20 protein-coding genes are annotated in these 22,431 nt (G+C 34.5%); 7 read left to right on the top strand and 13 right to left on the bottom strand.

Annotated features, from left to right (window positions below):
* Positions 1 to 43: 43 nt before the first annotated feature.
* From CVD18_RS00455 to CVD18_RS00420, 8 genes are all read right to left on the bottom strand, one after another.
* Positions 44 to 823 carry an enoyl-CoA hydratase-related protein gene (locus CVD18_RS00455; protein WP_103863481.1) on the bottom strand — a complete coding sequence of 260 codons (780 nt, stop codon included), beginning with the start codon at positions 821 to 823 and terminating at the stop codon, positions 44 to 46.
* 70 nt (positions 824 to 893) lie between these two features.
* Complete coding sequence (locus tag CVD18_RS00450) at positions 894 to 1,829, bottom strand: hypothetical protein (RefSeq protein WP_146052667.1); 936 nt, start codon at positions 1,827 to 1,829, stop codon at positions 894 to 896.
* Between the two features lie 59 nt (positions 1,830 to 1,888).
* Positions 1,889 to 2,392 (bottom strand): 1,2-phenylacetyl-CoA epoxidase subunit PaaD, encoded by a 504-nt coding sequence (gene paaD, locus CVD18_RS00445; RefSeq protein WP_103863479.1) that lies wholly within the window; start codon positions 2,390 to 2,392, stop codon positions 1,889 to 1,891.
* Between the two features lie 89 nt (positions 2,393 to 2,481).
* Positions 2,482 to 3,237 carry a 1,2-phenylacetyl-CoA epoxidase subunit PaaC gene (gene paaC, locus CVD18_RS00440; protein WP_103863478.1) on the bottom strand — a complete coding sequence of 252 codons (756 nt, stop codon included), beginning with the start codon at positions 3,235 to 3,237 and terminating at the stop codon, positions 2,482 to 2,484.
* Positions 3,238 to 3,335: 98 nt separating this feature from the next.
* Positions 3,336 to 3,620 carry a 1,2-phenylacetyl-CoA epoxidase subunit PaaB gene (gene paaB / locus CVD18_RS00435; protein WP_103863477.1) on the bottom strand — a complete coding sequence of 95 codons (285 nt, stop codon included), beginning with the start codon at positions 3,618 to 3,620 and terminating at the stop codon, positions 3,336 to 3,338.
* Positions 3,621 to 3,653: 33 nt separating this feature from the next.
* Positions 3,654 to 4,610 carry a 1,2-phenylacetyl-CoA epoxidase subunit PaaA gene (gene paaA, locus CVD18_RS00430; RefSeq protein ID WP_103863476.1) on the bottom strand — a complete coding sequence of 319 codons (957 nt, stop codon included), beginning with the start codon at positions 4,608 to 4,610 and terminating at the stop codon, positions 3,654 to 3,656.
* Between the two features lie 59 nt (positions 4,611 to 4,669).
* Positions 4,670 to 5,743, bottom strand: a complete 1,074-nt coding sequence (paaE, locus tag CVD18_RS00425; RefSeq protein ID WP_103863475.1) for a 1,2-phenylacetyl-CoA epoxidase subunit PaaE — start codon at positions 5,741 to 5,743, stop codon at positions 4,670 to 4,672.
* Between the two features lie 108 nt (positions 5,744 to 5,851).
* Complete coding sequence (locus tag CVD18_RS00420) at positions 5,852 to 6,421, bottom strand: TetR/AcrR family transcriptional regulator (RefSeq protein ID WP_103863474.1); 570 nt, start codon at positions 6,419 to 6,421, stop codon at positions 5,852 to 5,854.
* A gap of 246 nt (positions 6,422 to 6,667) precedes the next feature.
* Here CVD18_RS00420 and CVD18_RS00415 point away from each other — a divergent pair, with 246 nt between their 5' ends.
* The gene (locus CVD18_RS00415; RefSeq protein ID WP_103863473.1) at positions 6,668 to 7,105 is read left to right on the top strand and encodes an META domain-containing protein; all 438 of its coding nucleotides are present in this window, start codon (positions 6,668 to 6,670) and stop codon (positions 7,103 to 7,105) included.
* A gap of 4 nt (positions 7,106 to 7,109) precedes the next feature.
* Here the strand turns inward: CVD18_RS00415 and CVD18_RS00410 are convergent, their stop codons facing one another.
* Positions 7,110 to 8,759, bottom strand: a complete 1,650-nt coding sequence (locus tag CVD18_RS00410; protein ID WP_146052666.1) for a T9SS type A sorting domain-containing protein — start codon at positions 8,757 to 8,759, stop codon at positions 7,110 to 7,112.
* Between the two features lie 115 nt (positions 8,760 to 8,874).
* Here CVD18_RS00410 and CVD18_RS00405 point away from each other — a divergent pair, with 115 nt between their 5' ends.
* From CVD18_RS00405 to CVD18_RS00395, 3 genes are all read left to right on the top strand, one after another.
* A complete protein-coding gene (locus CVD18_RS00405) occupies positions 8,875 to 10,626 on the top strand; it encodes an aromatic amino acid hydroxylase (protein ID WP_103863471.1) in 1,752 nt (583 codons plus the stop codon).
* Positions 10,627 to 10,760: 134 nt separating this feature from the next.
* Entirely contained in the window at positions 10,761 to 11,210 is a 450-nt protein-coding gene (locus tag CVD18_RS00400) for a hypothetical protein (protein WP_103863470.1), read from the top strand.
* 6 nt (positions 11,211 to 11,216) lie between these two features.
* Complete coding sequence (locus CVD18_RS00395; protein WP_103863469.1) at positions 11,217 to 12,101, top strand: hypothetical protein; 885 nt, start codon at positions 11,217 to 11,219, stop codon at positions 12,099 to 12,101.
* A 192-nt stretch (positions 12,102 to 12,293) separates the two neighbouring features.
* Here the strand turns inward: CVD18_RS00395 and CVD18_RS00390 are convergent, their stop codons facing one another.
* Entirely contained in the window at positions 12,294 to 13,241 is a 948-nt protein-coding gene (locus CVD18_RS00390; RefSeq protein ID WP_103863468.1) for a GSCFA domain-containing protein, read from the bottom strand.
* A gap of 55 nt (positions 13,242 to 13,296) precedes the next feature.
* Positions 13,297 to 15,930, bottom strand: a complete 2,634-nt coding sequence (gene alaS, locus CVD18_RS00385; RefSeq protein ID WP_103863467.1) for an alanine--tRNA ligase — start codon at positions 15,928 to 15,930, stop codon at positions 13,297 to 13,299.
* Positions 15,931 to 16,136: 206 nt separating this feature from the next.
* On the opposite strand from alaS, the gene CVD18_RS00380 reads away from it, so the two are divergent.
* The 3 genes from CVD18_RS00380 to CVD18_RS00370 are packed head-to-tail and all read left to right on the top strand — an operon-like array spanning position 16,137 to position 18,559.
* Positions 16,137 to 17,114, top strand: a complete 978-nt coding sequence (locus CVD18_RS00380) for a M23 family metallopeptidase (protein WP_103863466.1) — start codon at positions 16,137 to 16,139, stop codon at positions 17,112 to 17,114.
* A 6-nt stretch (positions 17,115 to 17,120) separates the two neighbouring features.
* Positions 17,121 to 18,227, top strand: coding sequence for a CapA family protein (locus CVD18_RS00375; RefSeq protein WP_103863465.1), 1,107 nt, complete (start codon positions 17,121 to 17,123; stop codon positions 18,225 to 18,227).
* A 2-nt stretch (positions 18,228 to 18,229) separates the two neighbouring features.
* Complete coding sequence (locus tag CVD18_RS00370; RefSeq protein ID WP_103863464.1) at positions 18,230 to 18,559, top strand: MerR family transcriptional regulator; 330 nt, start codon at positions 18,230 to 18,232, stop codon at positions 18,557 to 18,559.
* A 322-nt stretch (positions 18,560 to 18,881) separates the two neighbouring features.
* Here CVD18_RS00370 and CVD18_RS00360 read toward each other — a convergent pair whose 3' ends face one another.
* Both CVD18_RS00360 and der read right to left on the bottom strand, forming a co-directional pair.
* Positions 18,882 to 20,942 (bottom strand): T9SS type B sorting domain-containing protein, encoded by a 2,061-nt coding sequence (locus tag CVD18_RS00360; protein ID WP_103863462.1) that lies wholly within the window; start codon positions 20,940 to 20,942, stop codon positions 18,882 to 18,884.
* 134 nt (positions 20,943 to 21,076) lie between these two features.
* Complete coding sequence (gene der, locus CVD18_RS00355; protein WP_103863461.1) at positions 21,077 to 22,384, bottom strand: ribosome biogenesis GTPase Der; 1,308 nt, start codon at positions 22,382 to 22,384, stop codon at positions 21,077 to 21,079.
* Positions 22,385 to 22,431: the final 47 nt, after the last annotated feature.

The following is a 22,431-nucleotide window of genomic DNA, read 5'->3' as shown; positions in this document are numbered from 1 at the left end:
TTTTCGGTTTTATATTTTAAATTTTAAAATGTAATATTTGGTCTTACTTCCCTTTAAATACTGGTTTTCGTTTTTCTATAAATGCATTTACGCCTTCTGCATAATCTTCGCTTTCTGCCGATTCTATTTGTAAATCAGATTCTATTGCTAATTGTTCTTCTAGGGTATTGACCATTGATTGGTTTAACAATCTTTTGGTTAGCCCTAATGCTTTGGTGGGCATTTGCGCCATTTTTAAAGCCAGTTTGGAAACTTCTTCTTCAAAAGTTGCTCCTTCAAACACTTTATACAACATACCTAATTGCTCTGCTTCTTTGGCGCTTACTTTATCTCCTAACATCATTAGGGCAGATGCTTTTTGAAAACCTATTAATCTAGGTAGAAAAAAGGTTCCTGCACTATCTGGTACCAATCCAATCTTACTAAACGCCTGTATAAAGCTTGCTACTTCTGAAGCTACCACAATATCACATGCCAGCGCAATATTAGCTCCTGCTCCTGCAGCAACACCATTTACTGCGGCAATGACAGGTTTTTCGATACTTCTTATTCTTTCTATAATTGGATTATAATGTTCTTCGAGTATTTTTCTGAAACCTGGATTCAATTCTGGTGAAGTGACTTCTTTAAGATCCTGACCTGCACAAAAAGCTTTTCCGTTTCCTGTAAGTATAATGGCTCTTACCTCATCATTTGTCTTACATTCATCTAATGTTTTTTGTAACAACAATGCCATCTCCCGATTAAAGCTATTAAAAGCTTCAGGTCTGTTTAACGTTATTCTTGCTACTCCATTTTCAATTTGCAATTCGATTGAAGGCATATTTATTTTTTTAATTTAATTTTGTATTATAGTTTATTATACGGCATTTTCTTCTCGATATCAAAATTGCTTATTCATCTTCTAGTACTTGCTTAATTTCTCTTTTATTTGGAAGTTTAAAGCCTTTTTCTTCTAATTCATTTATATCAGAAATCAACATATTTTTAATAGTTTTTCCTTTATAATTTTCGTCCTTATGTTTAAGAAATAATTCTAATCCTTTCTTTGTTTCACTCTCAAAAAAGTATGCAAGAATAAGATTGACATTTATCCATTTTTCGTTTCCCCTTGATAAACCTAATCCTTTTTTTGCATGTTTCAATGCTTCTCCTCCTTTTCCCTCTAATAAATAGTACCAAGAGAGATTACCATGATATCTCGCAAAATGATCATCACTTAATACATAGGGAAAAATTCCATGTTTATATGACTTTTCACTATTTCTCAAAAAGGAGCTTAGTAACTCAATTTTAGCTTTATTATCTTCTCCCTTTAATACTTTACCTAGCCTGTTTATCTGATCTTTTGTTATTGTATATAATTTTGGAAATTGAGTTATTTTTTGATCATTTTTATTTATTGTTAATACCTTAATTTTAATTTGACCATTAAGTTTTTTTATATACTCATAACTAATCCTATATATATATTTATTTGAATTTGATTTGGAATCAAAATCTATAATACCCAAAGAACACCCCATTGGATCGATGCTACCTATTCCATTAGCTTCAACCCTTCCATTTAATTTTTTTCTTACCTTTAATTTATTAAGCTCATCAAATTCATGTTTTATTGAATCAAACTCTTCTTCTATTAAACCTTCAAAAAAAAGTTTCTTTATTTTCATATTCTTTATTGAGTTCTCAATGACTTGTAACTCTTTTGGCGACTCCATTATCGCCCCTAAGGAAAATTCTTCTACAAACTCTTCTTCTTGAGCTATAACTTGTGTGCTTAAAAGAATTAGTAATAATTGTATTGCTAAAACTCTTAAAATTCTCATTCCTTTTAAGTTTGATTTCATTATTAACCTCATATAAACAATAAGTATTTATACCGTTATTACTTAAGACATTTGAAATAATCAAAAGGTTCTAAGCAATCATTACATTGAAATAGGGCTTTACATGCTGTAGAGCCAAATTGACTTATCATCTTTGTATTAGTCGAACTACATTGAGGACATTTCACTATTTTTTTTCCTCCTAATAATGCTTCTTTATCTGCCTCTTCATCTAATGGTGCTGCGATACCATATTTTTCTAGCGCTTTTCTACCTCTTGGGGTAATCCAATCTGTAGTCCATGCTGGCGATAAGACCAGTGATACCTTGGCTTCGATATTTTCTTTTGCAAAGGCATTAATAATATCTTCTCCAAGCACATCCATTGCTGGGCAACCACTATAGGTTGGTGTTATTGTAACTTGTACTACATTTTCTAATATTCTGGCAGAACGAACGACTCCCATATCCATAATAGATAATACTGGGATTTCTGGATCATGAACCTCTTCTAAAATAGGAATCAGTGCTGGATCAATATGTCGCTCAAGTTCTATTGTCATAATTCATATCGAATATCGAACATTTAATACCTAAGACTGAAGTTTATCTCTTCATCATTAAATATTCTAAATTCGGTATTCTGCATTTTTTACCATTTCATATTAGGATAGGTACGTTGCATATATTGTAAGTCTGCTAGCAAATACCCCATATGCTCACTATGAATCCCTTGTTTTCCTCCTTTTTGAAACCATTTGGTCTCTGGTACAACAAGTGAAGCTTCTTCTAACACTTCTTTGATTCTATTATTATATTTTTCTTTCAAAGTAGCAGTATCTACTCCTACTCCATTTTCTAACGCTATAGCATCATCTTCTGTCATATGAAACAACTCATCTGTATATTGCCATAAATCATCTACAGCCTCCTGTATTTTATTATGACTCTCTGCTGTTCCGTCACCTAATCTCTTTATCCAATCAGACGAAAACCGCTGATGATAGCTTACTTCTTTTATTCCTTTTTTTGCTATTGCTGATAATGTTTCATCTTTACTATTTTGTAGTTCTTCTAATAATAGCAAATGAAACACATCATAAAAGAATTGTCTTGTTATTATATATCCAAAATGTTTATTTGGTTGTTCTACTAAGAGTACATTCCTATACTGTTTTTCTAGTCTTAAAAAAGCAACATCATCTTCTGTTTTTTCTTCACCAGATAGTTGTGCGGCATACTGATAATAACTTCGGGTTTGCCCTAATAAATCCAATGCCATATTGGTCATTGCAATATCAACTTCTAGAATAGGTCCATGACCACATAATTCTGACAATCGCTGACCAAGAATTAAAGCGTTATCAGCAATTCCATAGATATATTGTATTATATTTTCGTTTTTCATCATACTGCCCGTAAAACGGATATATTATATAAATAGTTTTATTTTTTAAATAGCAACCCCGTATTCTTAGGATGTTATAATACTTGTACTAACAAGAACTACATGTGTTTTACCTCATCAGGCAACGAATAAAACGTTGGGTGCCTATATATTTTATCTTGAGCGGGTTCGAATAATTCTCCGCTATTTTCAGGATTTGTTGCTGTAATATTCTTTGATTCTACTACCCAAATACTTACTCCTTCGTTTCTACGTGTATACACATCTCTTGCATTTTCTAGCGCCATCTCTGCATCAGCAGCATGTACGCTTCCAAAATGACGATGTTCTAATCCGTTTTTACTTCTTACAAACACTTCCCAAAGTGGCCAATTATTTTTCATAATTATGAATTTTGAATTCTGAATTCAGAATTATTATATTGCTTTTTTTAGCTTTTTATCTTCTTGTTTTTTGGCATAGGCCATTGCTGCATCGCGCACCCACTCTCCTTCTTCCCAGGCATCAACTCTTGCCGACAAACGTTCTTTATTACAAGGTCCATGACCTTTTACTACTTGCCAGAATTCATCCCAATCAATTTCTCCAAAATCATAGCATTTGGTTTCTTCATTCCATTTTAAGTCTGGATCAGGAATTGTTAACCCTATCAAATCTGCCTGAGGCACTGTTTGATCGATAAATTGTTGTCTTAGTTCATCATTGGTTTTACGTTTCAGTTTCCATTTCATGGATTGAGCGGTATGTACTGACTCTGCGTCTACTGGCCCTAACATCATCAATGATGGCCACCACCATCTATTTAATGCATCTTGTGCCATTTCTTTTTGTTCTGGTGTACCATTTGCTAACGAGATCATAATCTCATATCCTTGACGTTGGTGAAAACTTTCTTCTTTGCAAACACGTACCATCGCTCTGGCATATGGGCCATATGAGGTACTACATAATGGTACTTGATTAATTATAGCGGCACCATCTACCAACCATCCAATCGCTCCCATGTCTGCCCAACTGATAGTCGGATAATTAAAAATACTTGAGTACTTTGCTTTTCCTGTATGCAATTGCTCATACAATTCTTCTCTAGATATTCCCAATGTTTCGCAGGCGCTATAGAGATATAATCCATGCCCTGCTTCATCCTGAACCTTGGCGAGTAATGCCACCTTACGACGTAATGAAGGGGCACGAGTAATCCAGTTTCCTTCTGGCAACATTCCTATAATCTCAGAATGTGCATGTTGAGAGATTTGCCTGATATGCGTTTTGCGGTATTTTTCAGGCATCCAATCCTTAGGTTCAATCTTTTCATCTCGAGCGATCCTTTGCTCAAAGATTTCTTCCAAATTTTTTATTTCTTTTTCACTCATCACCTTTGATTTTTTATTATGAAAAGGGTTTCGGCATCTACCGAAATAACAAAGATTTTTTATACATCAAAATCTACTACCACTTTTTCTGTGGTTGGCACTGCTTGGCAGGATAACACTAATCCTTTGGCTACTTCATCTTCTTCTAAGGCATAGTTTACTTTCATTTCTACGGTACCTTCTACTACTTTACATTTACAAGTACTACACACTCCTCCTTTACAGGCAAAGGGTAGGTCTGCTCCAGAAGCCAATGCTCCATCTAATATATTATCACAATCATCTTCCATAATGAAGTGAAATTCTTTTCCTCCATCAATGATTGTAACTTCTGTTCCATCAAACTTATGATCTACAACTTCTGCGGCTTTTTTCTTGTCTTCTTCACTCGATCCCGAAAAAAACAACTCATAATGAATTTTATCTATAGACAATCCTGCTTCTACCAATTCATCTCTTATTAGAAATATCATTTCTTCGGGTCCACAGATAAAACATTCATCTACTCCTGATACGTCGATTACCTTACTGGTAAGCTCTTGCATCTTCTCTACAGTAAATCGCCCATTGAGTAATGGAATATCTCTTTGCTCTTTTGTTAGAAAATAAAAAATCTCGAGCCGACCAAAGTATATATTCTTCAGTGCCTCAATCTCTTCCTTAAAGATAATTGATTTAACGTTTCGATTCAAGTAAAAGAGCTTGAAAGTACTATTTGGCTCTGATGCTAAATGAGTTTTTAGTATTGATAAAATAGGGGTAATTCCACTTCCTGCTGCAAAAACAATATAATTTTTGGCTTTTGATGGAGCTACATCTACATAAAAATTTCCCATAGGAGGCATTGCTTCTAACACATCTCCTACTTTAAGATCATTATTAGCATAAGTAGAGAACACTCCTTGAGTAATCTGCTTAACAGCTACTTGCCATTTGTTTTCTACGGGACTCGAACATAGAGAATATGATCGTCTTACCTCGTTACCATCTATATCTGCTTTTAGCGTAAGATACTGCCCTTGCTTATATAAGAATGTATCTTTTAGCTCCTCTGGCACATCAAAAGTGATAGATGCGCAATCGTTGGTTTCTTTATTAAGTTCAGAAACTCGTATGGGATAAAAATCTGTCATACTCTAATTTAACTATATCGTTATAGTTAAACAAAACTAACGATTGTTAGTTTGATAGGCAAATAATCTCTTTATTCATATTGAATCTAAATAATAAAAAGTATTAAACTAGACCACCCCTTTAAGCAACACAGAGATCATATCTTTTTTCAAAATATTTGCATCTATATTCTGTTGTTTAGGATACCATAAATACAGGGTTCTTAAAGTAGACAAAGTAGAAAACACCATAATTTCAATATTATATGATTTTATTTCCCCGTTAGCGACTCCTTTTCTTACAATTTCCCTAAAGTTATCTTCATATTCAAGACGCATCTTCTCAAAATACTGCAAATTCTCTTCTTCCAGATGCATCCAATCACTATTTAGTGAAGCCAAACCGTCTGCATTACGTAAAGTAACATCTATATGTAAATCTATAATATTCTCTAACTTCTGTACAGTTGTATGATCTGAAACCACAATTTTATCCATCCCAGCAATAAACTCTTCTGCTAACTCTATTATAATGGTGGATAATATCTCTTGTTTTGACTGAATATGATTATACAAGCTTGCTGCTTTTATCCCCATGGTTTTTGCCAAATCTCTCATAGTTACTGCACTATACCCTTTTTCTTTAAAAAGAACAGATGCTGCATTTATAATTTCTTGCTTTCTACTTTCGGATTTCATTGATATAGGCTTCTATGTTTTGCTATCAAAAATAAATTTAAATCTCATAAAATACCATTTCTCACTTAAAATAACTGAATAAAATCACTTACTCCCTTCTTTACTACTAATTATAGTCATCTTATAGAGGTTTCTTTATTTTTAATATAACAATCTCACAAAAGAATTTGTATCATTTTACATTCTTAAATTCAAATTATCATTAATTTGCATACTATCTCTTATATACACACAAAAAACAAACTCATGAAATACTTAATTTTCTTCTTAGTTTTCACAATATCTTCTATCAATACCTGTAATAACAAAAACAACAAATCTACTACTGCCTCTGAGAAAAAAGAGCAACATCAATCACAAGAAAAAAAGTTCTTTATCATTTCTCTTTATGGAAAAGATATCTCTGACAAGAAATTACATATTGCTTTTAACGAAGAAGATAATCGTACTTTTGGGTTTTCAGGATGCAATACATTTTCATGTAAATACACTATAAAAGACAAACAAATCTCTTTTGGATTCCCTATGAGCACAAAAATATATTGCGAAAAAGAAGCTGCTTTAGAAGATGAATTCTTTAAGGCATTTGGTGCAATCAAAACAATAAACTTAGAACAAGATTCTTTATTCCTGAAAGACAGCACCAATACAACTATAGTATCTGGTATATACGCTAAGGATTAGCACCCTAAAACTCATCTATAATTATTTTTTTTGTAAAAGAACCACCATCTGATGTATTTTCTACATACACAAAATACATCCCTGAGCTCACACCACTCATATCAATTTGTTCTTTTTCTCTAGATATCATTCCTGAGTCGACCACTCTTCCTGCAATATCATATATAAAATATTTCAAATCTCCTCTTGCAGTATTGGTAATATTTACTTTTGCTTCTGTTGTATTAAAATAAAGAGACACTACTTCACCCTCTGGTGGTACTGGCGGATTACCTCCTGACTCTTCTACAGAAAGCACCTCTAAAGTACTTCGGCTGGTATTAGTAGGATCTAGCCAATCAACAAGCCTTGTTGCATCTGTATTACCAAAATCCCAAGAGATACTAAACCTACCATAAAAATCTGATTGATTATTATCTACCGTTCCTGAGCAAGCTGCTCCCCCACCAGATAACTGCCCTACAATTCTACCTTTAGGGTCAAAAAGCGCCGAGCCAGAAGATCCACCTTCTGTCACTCCTATATCCCAATTATTTACTTGCCAGGTTTCAACAGGATCAGGAATTCCTGTAATAGAAGTTTTTATCTTACTCAGCTCTTGATTTTCTCTACACACCTTCATAATATCTCCATTAGGATGATGAATCCCTACAGAATAAGAAGGAGCCACATCCGTTCTATCCCATCCTGCCCACTCAAGATCCCAAGACTCATCGAGTCCTCCCTGTAAGCTTAACAGCCTAAAATCAGATTCTGAATTAGACGCCACTCGCCTTGCTCCACTTGTCGTTTGATTGATTGTGGCATCAGGACTACTTAATTCTGTCCCACAAGAAGGGTCAGGACTAATCCAATTAAAACGAAATGCCCAGGTTGCCTCATTCCCTGAATTACAATGATTTGCTGTCAAAAAATAAGGCGCTTTATCATTACTCGTATTATTAATTAGAGTTCCCGTACAAACAGAGTTATTCATTATAATAAATCCTACTGCATGTTTCAATCGTTCCTTTAATCCATCAAAATCGTCTCCCACAGAGCAATCTACATCTTGATTACAATCACCAGAATCTCCTAATCTTTTTTGACTGATACGTTTATCTGCTATCGATCGATATCCATGTATCACCTTACCAATATTTAACTTCCCTTTGCCAGCAACTGATGCTGGTTCAAAATATTCGACCCAAACATTCTCTCCTTGCACTATCCAAGTACCCAACATTTGATCTGGTCTATTAAAAATATTAGTATATGCTCCTAAAACATCTGATTTATCATTATTGTATACATAAATGGTAGCTCCTCTAGGTATTTTATACGTATCAAAAATAAAGTTTAAGCTTTTTGCTCCTTTAGATATAATATTAATTCGCCATATCCTATCTCCGTTTGGCAACTCATCCCACACTCCAGAATTTTCTAGCCCTAGATTAACGTTGAATTCATACCCAAATCTCCAAGGGATCGATTTATCTATATCATTTTTTGCATCTTCATTTTTAATTTTATTCAAATCAAACCCCTTCATAAGTACTGGAGTAATACTTTTTTTACTTTGAATACTAAAACTCAATGGTAATCCTTCATTTGTTACCTGAGCGCTAAGTCCCATCACACAAATCATACTTAACAACAATAACTTACATCTCACAATCAATTCTTTTTTAGTGACAAACAAATTTAACTATTTAAAAATACTCTAATATCAAAATAAAACTATTAATTTCCCCTTTAAATTGTCTTGACAAAAAAAATATTTTTTTCACATGTCTCTAAACATAGCATCAAACCCACTAATTGACAAATTACCTCCTCATTTAAAACAATTTATAAAGCCTCAGAATTATGAAGAATATACATCTGTGGATCATGCTGTATGGAGGTATGTGATGCGTAAAAACATAACTTCGTTGAGCAAAGTCGCTCATGATTCTTATTTAAACGGTTTGAAAAAAACAGGAATTTCTGTGAATGAGATTCCAAGTATGTATGGCATGAACAGAATCCTTAAAGAGATTGGTTGGGCAGCTGTCGCTGTAGATGGTTTTATCCCGCCTAATGCTTTTATGGAGTTTCAGGCATATAACATTCTTGTTATCGCGTCAGACATTAGACAACTCGAAAATATAGAATATACTCCTGCTCCCGATATCATTCACGAAGCAGCAGGGCATGCTCCAATTATCGCTAATCCAGATTATGCAGAATACTTACGTCGTTTTGGGAAAATTGGATGCAAAGCTATTTCTTCTAAAAGAGATTATGACATGTATGAGGCTGTACGTAGTCTTTCTATCCTGAAAGAAGCATATGACAGTAACCCTAAAGATATTGAAGAAGCTGAACAACGTATCTTGACTTTACAAAACCAAAAAGAAGATCCTTCTGAAATGGCTTTGATACGTAACTTACATTGGTGGACTGTTGAATACGGTCTAATTGGATCGGTTAAAAATCCTAAAATATACGGAGCTGGTTTACTCTCTTCTATAGGAGAGAGCGAATGGTGCATGACAGACCACGTACAAAAACGCCCTTACTCCCCTAAAGCTGCTTTTCAAGATTTTGACATCACCAAACCTCAACCTCAACTATTTGTAACTCCCGATTTTGCATATCTATGCCAAGTACTTGAAGAGTTTGCTGATACTATGGCTCTAAGAAAAGGAGGGCATCGTAGTCTTGCTAAACTCATAGAGTCTGAGAATTTAGGTACTATCGAATTGAGTACAGGATTACAAATATCAGGGATATTTACCAGAATGATAAAAAATGAAGATAATGAAGTTATTTATTTTGAAACTAAAGGCCCCACTGCATTATCATTTAGAGAAAAAGAGCTTATAGGCCATGGCACAGAGGCTCATCCTGACGGAATGAGATCTCCTCTTGGAAAATTAAAAGGGATTAATCTTGCGATAGAAAACATGTCTCCCAGAGACCTAAAAGCCTATAATTTTTATGATGGAGAATATATCGAATTTGAATTTGAAAGTGGGATCACTATTGCAGGAACTAACATTACAGGTATCAGAAACATCAAGGGAGAACTTATCTTGATTCAATTTAGTGAGTGTACAATTATGTATAATGACGAATGTCTTTTCAAACCTGAATGGGGAACCTTTGACCTTGCTGTAGGAAAAGAAATTGTTTCAGCTTTTTCTGGTCCAGCAGACGACCTTTCTTTTAACCTTGTTACTCACAACCCTGCTTCGACAACTGCAAAACGTACGTATTCTAATAAAGAAGAGGAACTACATTCTTTATATCAATCTGTAAAAAACATTAGAGAGGGTAAAAACACTATATTTTCTCTTGAAGCAGTTTTTGACATTCTTAAAAAAGATCACTCATCAGATTGGTTATTACCTCTGGAAATCTATGAACTTACTTATAACAGAGATCAAAATTTTGCTGTACAAATCGCACAACATCTTGAAGAAATACAATCTAAAAGACCTAAAATCAAGCACCTTATCAATAGTGGACTGGAAATTACACATAGAAATTCTTAGATAGCAAAAAGGTTTTCACCCCGTTTATAGTTTCTAAAAAACAGTTAATCCCCCTGTGAAATAAGGGATTTTAACCTCTTTCCTTACACCACTCCTTCTTTTATATTTATTACTTAACCTTAAAGCTAGTAAGGATGAGTAATAAAAAAGAACAATTACAACAACTAAAACGACATGCCAGTCGACTAAAAAAAGTAGAAAAGAAAGAACCTCTTTCTCAAAAAGAATGGAGCGATTTATTTATCAACACAACCAAAGCGGGAGCTGCAAAAGTTACTAACGAGGTAAAAAAAGATATTTCTCTTTTTGCAAAAAAACAAAAAGCAAGTGTTTATCAACCTCGTAACACTAAGAAGGTCCCCAAATGGGTATATATGCTTATCGAAAGTGGCAAATCAGAAGAAGAGGTGTTTTCTTATGTTTTGAAACGAGTTCAGCGATCTCCAAACCGATATTCTTTAGAACTGCTTCAAGAAATCGTGAATGATACCAGTAGAAAAGGAAATTCTCCAGAGTTTGTCAAAAAAATGATACCTCAGGAATTAGTCAACAGTTTTATCAAACTCACAAATCCTAAAAAATAAACAGTCATGTCATTATCATTTATAACTTCGATACACGATTTTAATAATCAGGAAGGAACAGCACAGGTGCTAGGACTGAGCAAAAGTGCCCGATATAATAAAAGAAGAGCTACTGATTTATCTAATGCAAACCTATTGAATGACATCAGCTCTGCAAGGGTTTATAATTCATCTACTGTTGATGCTACAATGATCTTATTTAAACCTCCATTTTCTTTTTTATCATCATATCCTGATTTTCAAGGTGATTTTTTACAAATAACCAATAAAGAAGGTTCCAGTTCTGACTTTGATGTTGATCAACTTTCTGCCTATAATTTTAACAACAAAACTCAAAGTATCCTTCTTGTAGGGCCTAATAAAGATGGCTTTGAATTTAGATTAAGCTTTAGGGATTTATTTTTTGAAAAATGGAAAACTACACTTGATAGTGCTCTAAGTGGCTCTAGGGCCAGTAGAAAAGGCAACCCTACACTTACCTGGGAAATGTGGCCTCTAAATATCAGCCACCTGAATTCTGACAGAATGTACCTAAAGATTCATCAAAAACTCAATATAAACATTCCGTTTTGGCCTGACTACGATGCGAGTCTTACATATCATATATATCTGTACCTAAATGGTTCTGGCAGAATACGAGGGCATGTGGCTCGTTGGGCGTACTGGGTAGAAAGTGGTGTCAAATCGGGTAGTATTGCCGATCAGCTTGAACCTAAGGTTATTGAAGGAATGAATACCTTGAATGACAAGCTCAATGAGGAGCTAGCTCCTTATGCTTCTATCACCTTCAAAGATCTTTATTACCTACCTGGTGATCAAACTTCAGGTATCAATACTGGTGTCATGCAAGGTTCTACTACTGATGATATTACTATCGTCTTGAATCTTTAGTGTTATACCATTTACACTTTGAGTTTTATTGCGGTAAATTCAAAGTGTAAATGGTATTATATCTGGGTGCTAGAATATCCTATTGGGTGTAGCATCTGGCAAAAAACCGAAAGCAACTTCATACAACACATAGAATATCAATTCTGATATAATATAATACCTACTTAAAAATTACACTCTTTTCCCTATATTTTAAAATTCCATAAACGGATATTCTTGCTGAAGCACATGTTTTTTTTGTTCTACCTTTTTTAAGAATTGTTGGTATTGCTCACTTTGTGGGTTAAAAGGTCTATGCGCCATCCCTTTTTTAACTTCTTCTACCTTTTTCATTATCATCAAAGCATTTTCTGAAACCCAAGTTTTCATAAAATACTCCCATATATATTGTACTGCCAATGTACTGGGATGAATCATATCTGTATCGTAAAAACGATAATCCCTCAGCTCATCCATCATAATCTCATAAGAAGGGAAATACCCTGTATTCTTATTTTTATCAATCACTTGATGCACAGCTGTAATTAGATGAGATTTACTCCTATTGTTTTCTACAAACCCATCTTTACTATGGCGTACTGGTGAGATTGTAAATATAATTTCTGCTGATGGATTAAGCCCTCTAATCATATGAACACTGTTTTGCAAGCATTGCTCTACCTCATCAACAGATAAGAGTTCTTTATCAAATTCTCTTTGTGGAATTTTATGACAATTCGCCACAACCATATCCAATGCTTTAAGACGATATACCCATGCTGTGCCCAGCGTAATAACAATATGAGAAGCTGATTGTATCTGGCTCTGGGTAAACAACAAAGCATCATTGAGATCAGATAGCAACTGATCCTGATTTGCATTGCTTAATGAGGAATGTGCATCAAAACAATGCCATTGCTCATTTGCATAAAACAAATCTGTTTTGGTATATTGCTCCCCTTGAGTAGCCATCCACAAAAATGTTTCTATCGCCTTGGGATGAAACAATATACCAAATGGATTAATGGTGTTTCTAAACTTAAAATATTCAAACCGATCTCCAATATTCTCTGCAAAACATGAACCTATAAGTATAAGTTCTGATTTATAATCAATTTTTGGTTGCCTAGAGTGTATTGGTATATTGGTTTGCAGATTCATATATCTTTCTACCCTATCTCTTTATTTATTTAGAGAGCGGGAGTTTATTTATGGTTTATTTCAAATACTGTCTTGCATTATCTAGTGCCTCTTGCACTCCTGCTGGGTTTTTACCTCCTGCGGTAGCAAAAAATGGTTGTCCACCACCGCCTCCTTGGATATATTTACCTAATTCGCGAACGATCTGACCTGCATTTAATTGTTTTTCTTCTACTAGGTTTTTAGAGATATAACATGATAATAATGCTTTTCCGTTTTGATCTGAGCCAAATAATAGCACTACATTTTCAAGTTCACCTCCAAGTGCAAATGATAAATCTTTGATTCCTGCGGCATCCAAATCTATCTTTTTTGCTAAAAAGTTAATTCCGTTCACTTCCTCAAATTCTCTTTTCAGATCTCCTTTTAAGTTTTTAGCTTTATCTTTAAGTAATGCTTCAATTTGCTTTTTTAACGTTACATTCTCTTCCTGTAGTCCTTTTATCGTTTTTACAGGATCTTTAGGATTTTTCAACACATCTTTTATCTCATAAAAGGTTCTGTTATTCTCAAAATAAAATTCTTTTGTAGCATCACCAGTAATTGCTTCTATACGTCTAATTCCTGATGCAATTGCTCCTTCAGATTTAATTTTAAAATGCCAAATATCACCTGTGTTTTGCACATGAGTACCCCCACACAATTCTATTGATTCTCCAAATCTAACGGTACGTACTGTATCGCCATATTTCTCACCAAATAGTGCCATTGCTCCCTGTTCCTGAGCTACTTCTTTTGATACACCTCGTTGCTCTACAAATGGCAACTTGCCTTCTATACGAGAATTCACAAAACTCTCTACATCTCTTAATTCCTCTACCGTGAGCTTGTTATAATGACTAAAATCAAATCGCAAATACTTAGAATGTACTGCAGACCCTTTTTGCTCTACATGTGTTCCCAATATTGTACGCAACGCCTGATGCAACAAATGTGTTGCTGTATGATTACATGCTGTTCTAAAACGTTGCCTCTCATCAACTGCCGCTTTAAAAGTTCCTGTAACATCTTTTGGTAATTCTTTTGTAATATGAAGTAGTAAGTTATTTTCTTTCTTGGTATCTACTACATACACAACTTCTCCGTTAGAAGACTCTAAGTATCCTTTATCTCCTACTTGCCCTCCTCCTTCTGCATAAAAAGGAGTAAGATTAAAAACTACTTGATACTGCACTCCTTCTTTTTTGGTTTCTACCTTTCTATAGCGAACAATCTTAACTCTGGATTCTAAACTATCATACCCTACAAACTCTGTTTCTTTATCATCGTCTAAAACAACCCAATCTCCAGTAGCTATAGATGTAGCCGCACGACCTCCTTCTTTTTGCTTTTGCATTTCTACATCAAAAGCTTCTTCTTCATAGGTTAATCCTTTTTCAAAAAGGATCAATCCCGTCAAATCTTTTGGAAAACCGTAAGTATCATATAGTTTAAAAACCTTTTTTCCTGAAACAACTTTCCCTGTAGTTTCTGCTATAATAGAATCCAACAGTACCAATCCTTGATCCAATGTTCTCAGAAATGAATACTCTTCTTCTTTAATTACATTCTGGATGAGTTGTTTTTGATCTTTAAGCTCAGGAAATGCATCTCCCATTTTTTTGACTAGCACACTTACTAATCTATAAATAAAAGGCTCTTTGGTATCAAGAAATGTAAACCCATATCTGATTGCTCTTCTCAAAATTCTACGAATCACATATCCTGCTCCTGTATTACTAGGCAATTGCCCATCTGCAATAGAAAAAGACACGGCCCTAACATGATCTGCAATTACTCTAATTGCCACACTCTCTTTTCCATCTTCGTCTGATGGCAAACTGTTTTTATCATATTTAGAATTAGTAATCGTTTCTATCTCTCTAATTAATGGTGTAAAAACATCGGTATCATAATTTGATTTTTCGCCTTGTAATACCATACATAATCGCTCAAATCCCATTCCTGTATCTACATGTTGTGCTGGTAGTTTTTCTAGAGACCCGTTTGCTTTGCGATTATATTGCATAAAAACAAGATTCCATATCTCTACAACATGTGGGTGATCTGCATTCACAAGATCACGTCCAGGAGTTTTAGCTTTTTCTTCATCAGAACGTATATCTACATGAATCTCAGAACAAGGTCCGCAAGGGCCTTGATCTCCCATTTCCCAAAAATTATCTTTTTTATTACCCATGATAATACGGTCTTCTGGTACAATTGCAGACCAAAGATCATATGCTTCTTGATCCATACCTAACCCATCATCTTTTGATCCTTCAAAAACAGAAACATATAATATATCTTTATCGACACCATATACTTCTGTCAACAACTCCCATGCCCACTGGATTGCTTCTTTTTTAAAATAATCACCAAAACTCCAGTTACCTAGCATTTCAAACATCGTATGATGATAGGTATCCATCCCTACTTCTTCTAGATCATTATGTTTACCACTTACTCGTAAACATTTTTGAGTATCGGTAATCCGATTGTTTTTTGGAACACCATTGCCCAAAAAATATTCCTTGAACTGGTTCATCCCAGCATTAGTAAACATCAACGTAGGATCATCTTTGATAACCATAGGTGCAGAAGATACTATATCGTGCTTTTTGGATTTAAAAAATTCTAAAAATTGATTTCTAATTTCTTGGGATTTCATGGATTCTATATATTATATTTTTTCAAACAAAACTGCTAATAACACAACATTCATTTATTTATTATGTTATAACACATGGTTTTAATTCGATATTTGTCAGTTTTTTCTTGACTTTGTAACAATTTGTTATATTTGTTGCGATGTCTTGGTTCTTATTCAGAACCTCTTATTGGTTGATATCCTGCAAAAATAGCATATTTTAGATTATGTCAAAGGTTAAATATTACTATGATAGTGACACTCTTTCTTATCGAAGAATAGAGCAAAAAAAAGGTCGTAAATTTGGTATCGCAGCATTGGGAGTTGTTGGTTCTTTTTTGGCTGGATTTGTCTTACTTCTCATTTACTTAAACATACCTCAATTAGAGACTCCAAAAGAAAAAACGTATCGTAGAGAGCTAGAAAACATGCAACTACAATACGACTTAATGAATCAACGATTGAAGCGTAATGAAAATATATTGGAAGAAATTGCTGATCGTGACAATAACATTTATCGCCTGTATTTTGGGGCAAATCCTATTCCAGAAGAATTACGTAACGCAGGATTTGGAGGTGTAAACAGATACAAAAATCTTGAAGGTTTTAATAATTCTGAAATTATTATAGAGAGTAGTAAGCGAATTGATAAGCTAACAAAACAGATTGTTGTGCAATCAAAATCTCTTGATGAAATTGCTTCTCTAGCAGAAAAAAAAGAAGAATTATTGGCTACGATTCCAGCTATACAACCTATAAAAAATTCTGATTTAAAACGAATGGCTTCTGGGTACGGATGGAGGAGTGATCCATTTACCAAGGCAAGAAAATTTCATCACGGTATGGATTTTTCTGCCAATACAGGAACGCCTGTATACGCCTCTGGTAATGGTGTTGTGACTCGTGCCGACGCCAACTCATCTGGATATGGTAATCATGTACGTATTGACCATGGTTTTAACTATGTGAGTCTCTATGCACACCTGAGCAGATATAATGTAGAAAAAGGACAAAAGGTAAAACGAGGCGACGTAATCGGTTATGTTGGAAGTACTGGAAGATCTGTTGCTCCTCACTTACATTATGAAATTTTTAAAGACGGTGAACGTATCAATCCTCGTAATTTCTACTACGGAAGTTTAACTCCAAAAGAATTTGCAGAAATGATCAAAGCCTCTAATCTTATTAACGAAACTTTAGATTAACTATCAATGCGTAAACTTCTTCTTCTTGTATTTATTTTTGGATTCTGTTCATCAATACAAGCTCAAAAATATTCAAAAGAAGTGTTAGACTCGATGTATGTCATCGCTCAAAACACCCAATTAGCATTAGCTAAACCAAAATATATTAAAGTCATGGCCGTTGGTGATATCATGATGGGAACAGATTTTCCCAATGGTAGTTACTTGCCCCCAAAAGGTAAAGGCCCTTTTGATAATGTAAATTCTATATTAACGCAAGCCGATATCCTTTTTGGTAATCTTGAAGGTACACTTACCGATGAGGGAGAAAATGCAAAAAGATGTTCTGACCCATCCAAGTGTTACTCTTTTAGATCCCCTGAGTATTTTGGAAAATACCTTGAGGAAACTGGATTTGATGTGATGAGTATTGCCAACAACCATATTGGTGATTTTGGAACTATAGGTATTAAAAACACCTCCAAAACACTTGAAAAGCACAATATCGCTTATGCTGGAGTGTTTGCTCAACCATCTACGATTTTTGAAAAAAATGGAATTACGTATGGATTTTGTGCTTTTGCCCCAAACAAGGATTGCATAAAAATTCATAACTTGACCAATGCAAAAAAGATTGTAGCAGAACTTAAACAAAAAGTTGACATTGTAATTGTTTCTTTTCATGGAGGCGCTGAAGGTTTAAAACATACTCATGTTACCAGAAAAACAGAACGTTTTTATGGTGAGGATCGAGGAAATGTATATCGCTTTGCTCATACTATGGTCGATGCAGGTGCGGATATTATATTAGGGCATGGCCCACATGTATCAAGAGCTTTTGAAGTATATAATAATAAATTTATAGCCTATAGCCTTGGTAATTTTTGCACCTACTCTAGATTTAGCTTAGGTGGAATTAAAGGATATGCTCCTATTGCAGAGATTGAGATTGACACCGATGGAAATTTCATCAAAGGAAAGCTTCATTCTGCAAAACAGATAGATGAAATATATCCTTTTATAGATGAAAAAAAAGGAGCCTTAAAGGCTATCAAATCACTAACGGAAGAAGATTTTCCTGAAAGTAAACTTATTTTTGAAGACGACGGAAGTTTTGCACAGCAAAAAGAATAATTATGTATGTAAACTTACCCAAAAAAATGTATTATGGCATTGGCGAAGTAGCTGAAGCTTTTGATGTGAATACTTCTTTGATTCGTTTTTGGGAAAAAGAATTCGACATCATAAAACCCAAAAAGAATGCCAAGGGTAATAGAAAGTTTACTCCAGAGGACATCAAAAACCTCGAATTAATTTATCACCTGGTAAAAGAACGTGGTTTTACCTTAGAAGGTGCCAAAATCCACCTCAAAGAACAAAAACGAGAAGCCCTAGATAGTTTTGATATTATAAGAAAACTAGAATCCATCAAAGGACAACTCCTCAAAATCAAGGACCAGCTATAATGGTAATTATTATAAAACATACTTTCTAGATTTTACAATAAGGTGATACAACAAAAAATAATACCTGTCCTAGCCATACTACTGCAAATCATTAGTTTTTTATGGTATCTATATCCAACAAACACTCAAAATACGGTACATGTTCCTGTAGCCTTTATAGAATTTATACTATTTGGAGTTTTTAACCTGATTGTAATTGGCCTGTATTTTATTCTGTTTTTGTTTCAAAAACAAAAAACACTACTACAGAAAACTCCTTTTATACTATTTGGAGTATCCATTATTTTAATTCTGTATATGATGCAATAGGGATAGATTTTTATTACCGAATCAAAGAAAAACTTCCTGTTATTCTTTTTGTACTATTTCCTGAAATATATTCTATACTGTACCAATACTCTGTAGAAGGCATATTTTTATTTAAGTACACCCCATCCCAAACAGGTCTTCTTGGATCTAGCTGTTTTAGTAATTTTCCGAAACGATTAAAAACGTAGATTCTTGAATCTACTCTTAACGTTCCTTCTGGGTCTTTTATCTCCCACTGATCATGAAAACCATCTCCATTTGGCGTAAAATATTCAGGAATAACCAATCCTGTTTCCTGATTAACAATGGGGTTCACCGCTACACTCGCAACACATCCACTAGGTGTTTTTACATAAACTATATGAGGTTCTATAGTCACCCCAATAAAACGTCCTGTACTTTGGTAAGGTCCCTGAACAGCATCTATCGCATATTCATAATCACTATCACCATTTACTACAGTAACTACAATATCATTTCCTATAAATTCTGCTTGAACATCTAGATCTACAGAATCTGACCCAAAATTAATTGTTTCAGAAAGCACTGATGTTTCTCCTTCGACAATAATAGTAGCCTCGATAGTATAAGCTCCTTCTGCTATAAAAGAATAACGATCTTCTATCTCAGAAGATGTGTAAAGAACCTCGTCTGATGCATTTCTTATTTCCCAATCTACACTAACTACATCTTGCGATATTCTAAAAACAGTTTCGCTATCTAAACACGCCTGTTCTACCTCTATTGCTGGTACATCTACACAACACCCTCCTATATCCGAAAAAGTATTAATTCTCAAAGAGGCATCCCCTACATTGGGTTGATCAAAAATAGCTTGATTAGAAAAATGTTGTTTTACGGTTCTCAATAACGCTAACCAATCATACCTAAAACTTATGGTGTTTGATGTAGATGAGGGAGCTTTTCCTTTTAGAAGATCAAAAGCCTCTCTTAGCGTATTCATAATTTCTTGCCTAACCCCTTGATTGTCTACCTCAAAATGTTGTAGCATCCCACCGTGCCCTTGCTGACCTATTGTTCCTCCTTCTCCCAGAAAAAACCGTTCTACCACAGACCATTCAATTTGATAATCCCACAGAGCAATAGACCCATCTGTATTGGCTGCTGTAGATCGATTTACTACCGCTTCAATAACTTCTGTAATATGTCTTCTGTAAAAACTATTTCCTTCTGGCAATAAATCTCTTGCGTTTGCATTTGCAACAGTAGTTTGATACGTATCTTTATTCATAGTATCTGCCACGGGATTTGCAGAAAACATCCCCAGATTATAAGTTATTGCCATAGCACCCAATCCATAATATGGATCTGCTGGCATGTCTATAACCTTATGCCAACATAAGTCCTTTGCATAGCTATACCAATTATATATTGCAAAAAAATTAGTGATCGATAACATATACGCTCCAACCACTCCAGATTCATTAAGCAATGTAGGGTCAGCACCTATATAATGATTCATAAATTGGGTTGGATCAATTCCTGATGTATTGATATCTAACGCGTTTTCTAGTTGCGTTTGGTATTCTGGATAAAAAGACGGGTACGATATTGCTCTATCCAATCCAGTAAACAATTCTACTTCAAATGGCCCGTAAGCTCCTTCTGCATTGGTGTTAAAAGGAGGTCCTGCATGTGGTGTACCACTAAAAGTCTCTTTGGCTCCAAAGCCAATCATCCATTGCATGTCTACATTCATATATTCTTGCCCCATAGCCAATGTCATCCAATACAGCGCATTGGTATTGTTTGCAATAATCTGAGTATCAGTTTGATTTACTCGTATTGGCAATCCATCATACGGAAACATTATTTGTGTTTCTCCTAGCCAGGTATCTAAGAAGCCTGCTGAATACCTTCCTCCTTTTCCTCCTAACCCGTCTATATACCTATAATTGGTATTATAAAAATTAGGAGTATTTATCAAGCTAGAAAGCTCTACTATCGTAATAGGTTGTTCGTCTTCAGGTTTTTGTGAATCTTTACATGCTTCTAGTTGAGAAAATGTAAGTGCATGCGCAAATAAAGCAATCAGAAAAAAAATAGATTTCATTATAATATGTAGCGTCTGTGTTGAGTCATTCTTAAACGAAAAACCAGTGTAGATAGTATAGTCATTGTCTACGGTTTTCGTTTACTGTGTTTTTGTTTTTTTTTTAAAGAAACCTATATAATAAGTACTGCTGTCTACTTTTTTCTAAAATAGACAGAAACTGGTACTCCATTAAAATCAAATTCTTTACGTAATTGATTTTCTATAAAACGTCTGTACGGATCTCTTATATATTGAGGTAGGTTACAAAAAAATGCAAATTGCGGCTGTGGTGTAGGCAATTGCGTTATATATTTTATTTTTACATACTTACCCTTATATGCTGGCGGAGGGTTATTTTCTATAATAGGCAATAACACATCATTAAGCTCACTGGTTTTGATCTTTTTGGATCTGTTTTTATAGACATCTACCGCAGTTTCTATTGCCTTGAATATACGTTGTTTGGTTAATGCCGAAATAAATACAATAGGCACATCTGTAAAAGGTTCTATTTGTTTACGTATGTATTTCTCAAAGTCTTTCAGTGTATTACTTTCTTTATTCTCTATAAGATCCCATTTATTTACCAAGATCACCACCCCTTTGCGGTTACGCTCGGCCAGCCAAAATATATTTTGCACTTGCCCATCAAAACCCCTATCGGCATCAAAAAGTAATAAACAAACATCACTATGCTCAATAGCACGCACGGATCGCATTACAGAATAAAATTCTAAATCTTCTTTTACTTTTGATTTACGTCGTATTCCTGCGGTATCTACCAAGTTAAATTCAAATCCAAAACGTTTGTATTTGGTATCAATCGCATCTCTTGTAGTTCCTGCAATATCGGTAACGATATATCGATCCTCTCCTATAAGCGCATTGATAAAAGAAGATTTACCTGCATTGGGTCTTCCTACTACTGCAAATCGCGGTAAGTCACTGTCGTCATTTTCTTCTTTTTCTGGTAATACTTTTACCAATTCATCCAGCAGCTCACCCGTACCACTACCATTTATACTAGCAAGAGTATAATATTCTCCTAGTCCTAAACTATAAAATTCGACTGCATTTGTGGCTCTCTGGCCATTATCTACCTTATTTACTACCAGAAAAACAGGTTTATCTACTTTACGCAGTAAATTTGCTACATCTTCGTCCATTCCTGTCACCCCTGACTCTACATCTACCATAAATATAATAGCATCTGCCTCTTCAATAGCTAGCTCTACCTGTTTATCTATTTCAGATTCAAACACATCATCACTACCTACAACATATCCTCCTGTATCGATCAATGAAAACTCTACTCCATTCCAATCACTTTTTCCGTAGTGTCGATCACGGGTTACTCCGCTTACAGCATCTACAATAGCTTCTCTCCTTTGTATTAATCGATTAAAGAAGGTTGATTTTCCTACATTAGGTCTTCCTACAATTGCTACTATACCACTCATTGATGTTTATTCTAAAATTTTGTGCAAAATTAGACTTTTTATTTAAG

The organism is Aquimarina sp. I32.4, from assembly GCF_002924285.1.
Taxonomy (GTDB): domain Bacteria; phylum Bacteroidota; class Bacteroidia; order Flavobacteriales; family Flavobacteriaceae; genus Aquimarina.
The sequence above is the reverse complement of the archived record's forward strand: the minus strand, read 5'-3'. Positions and strand labels throughout refer to the sequence as shown.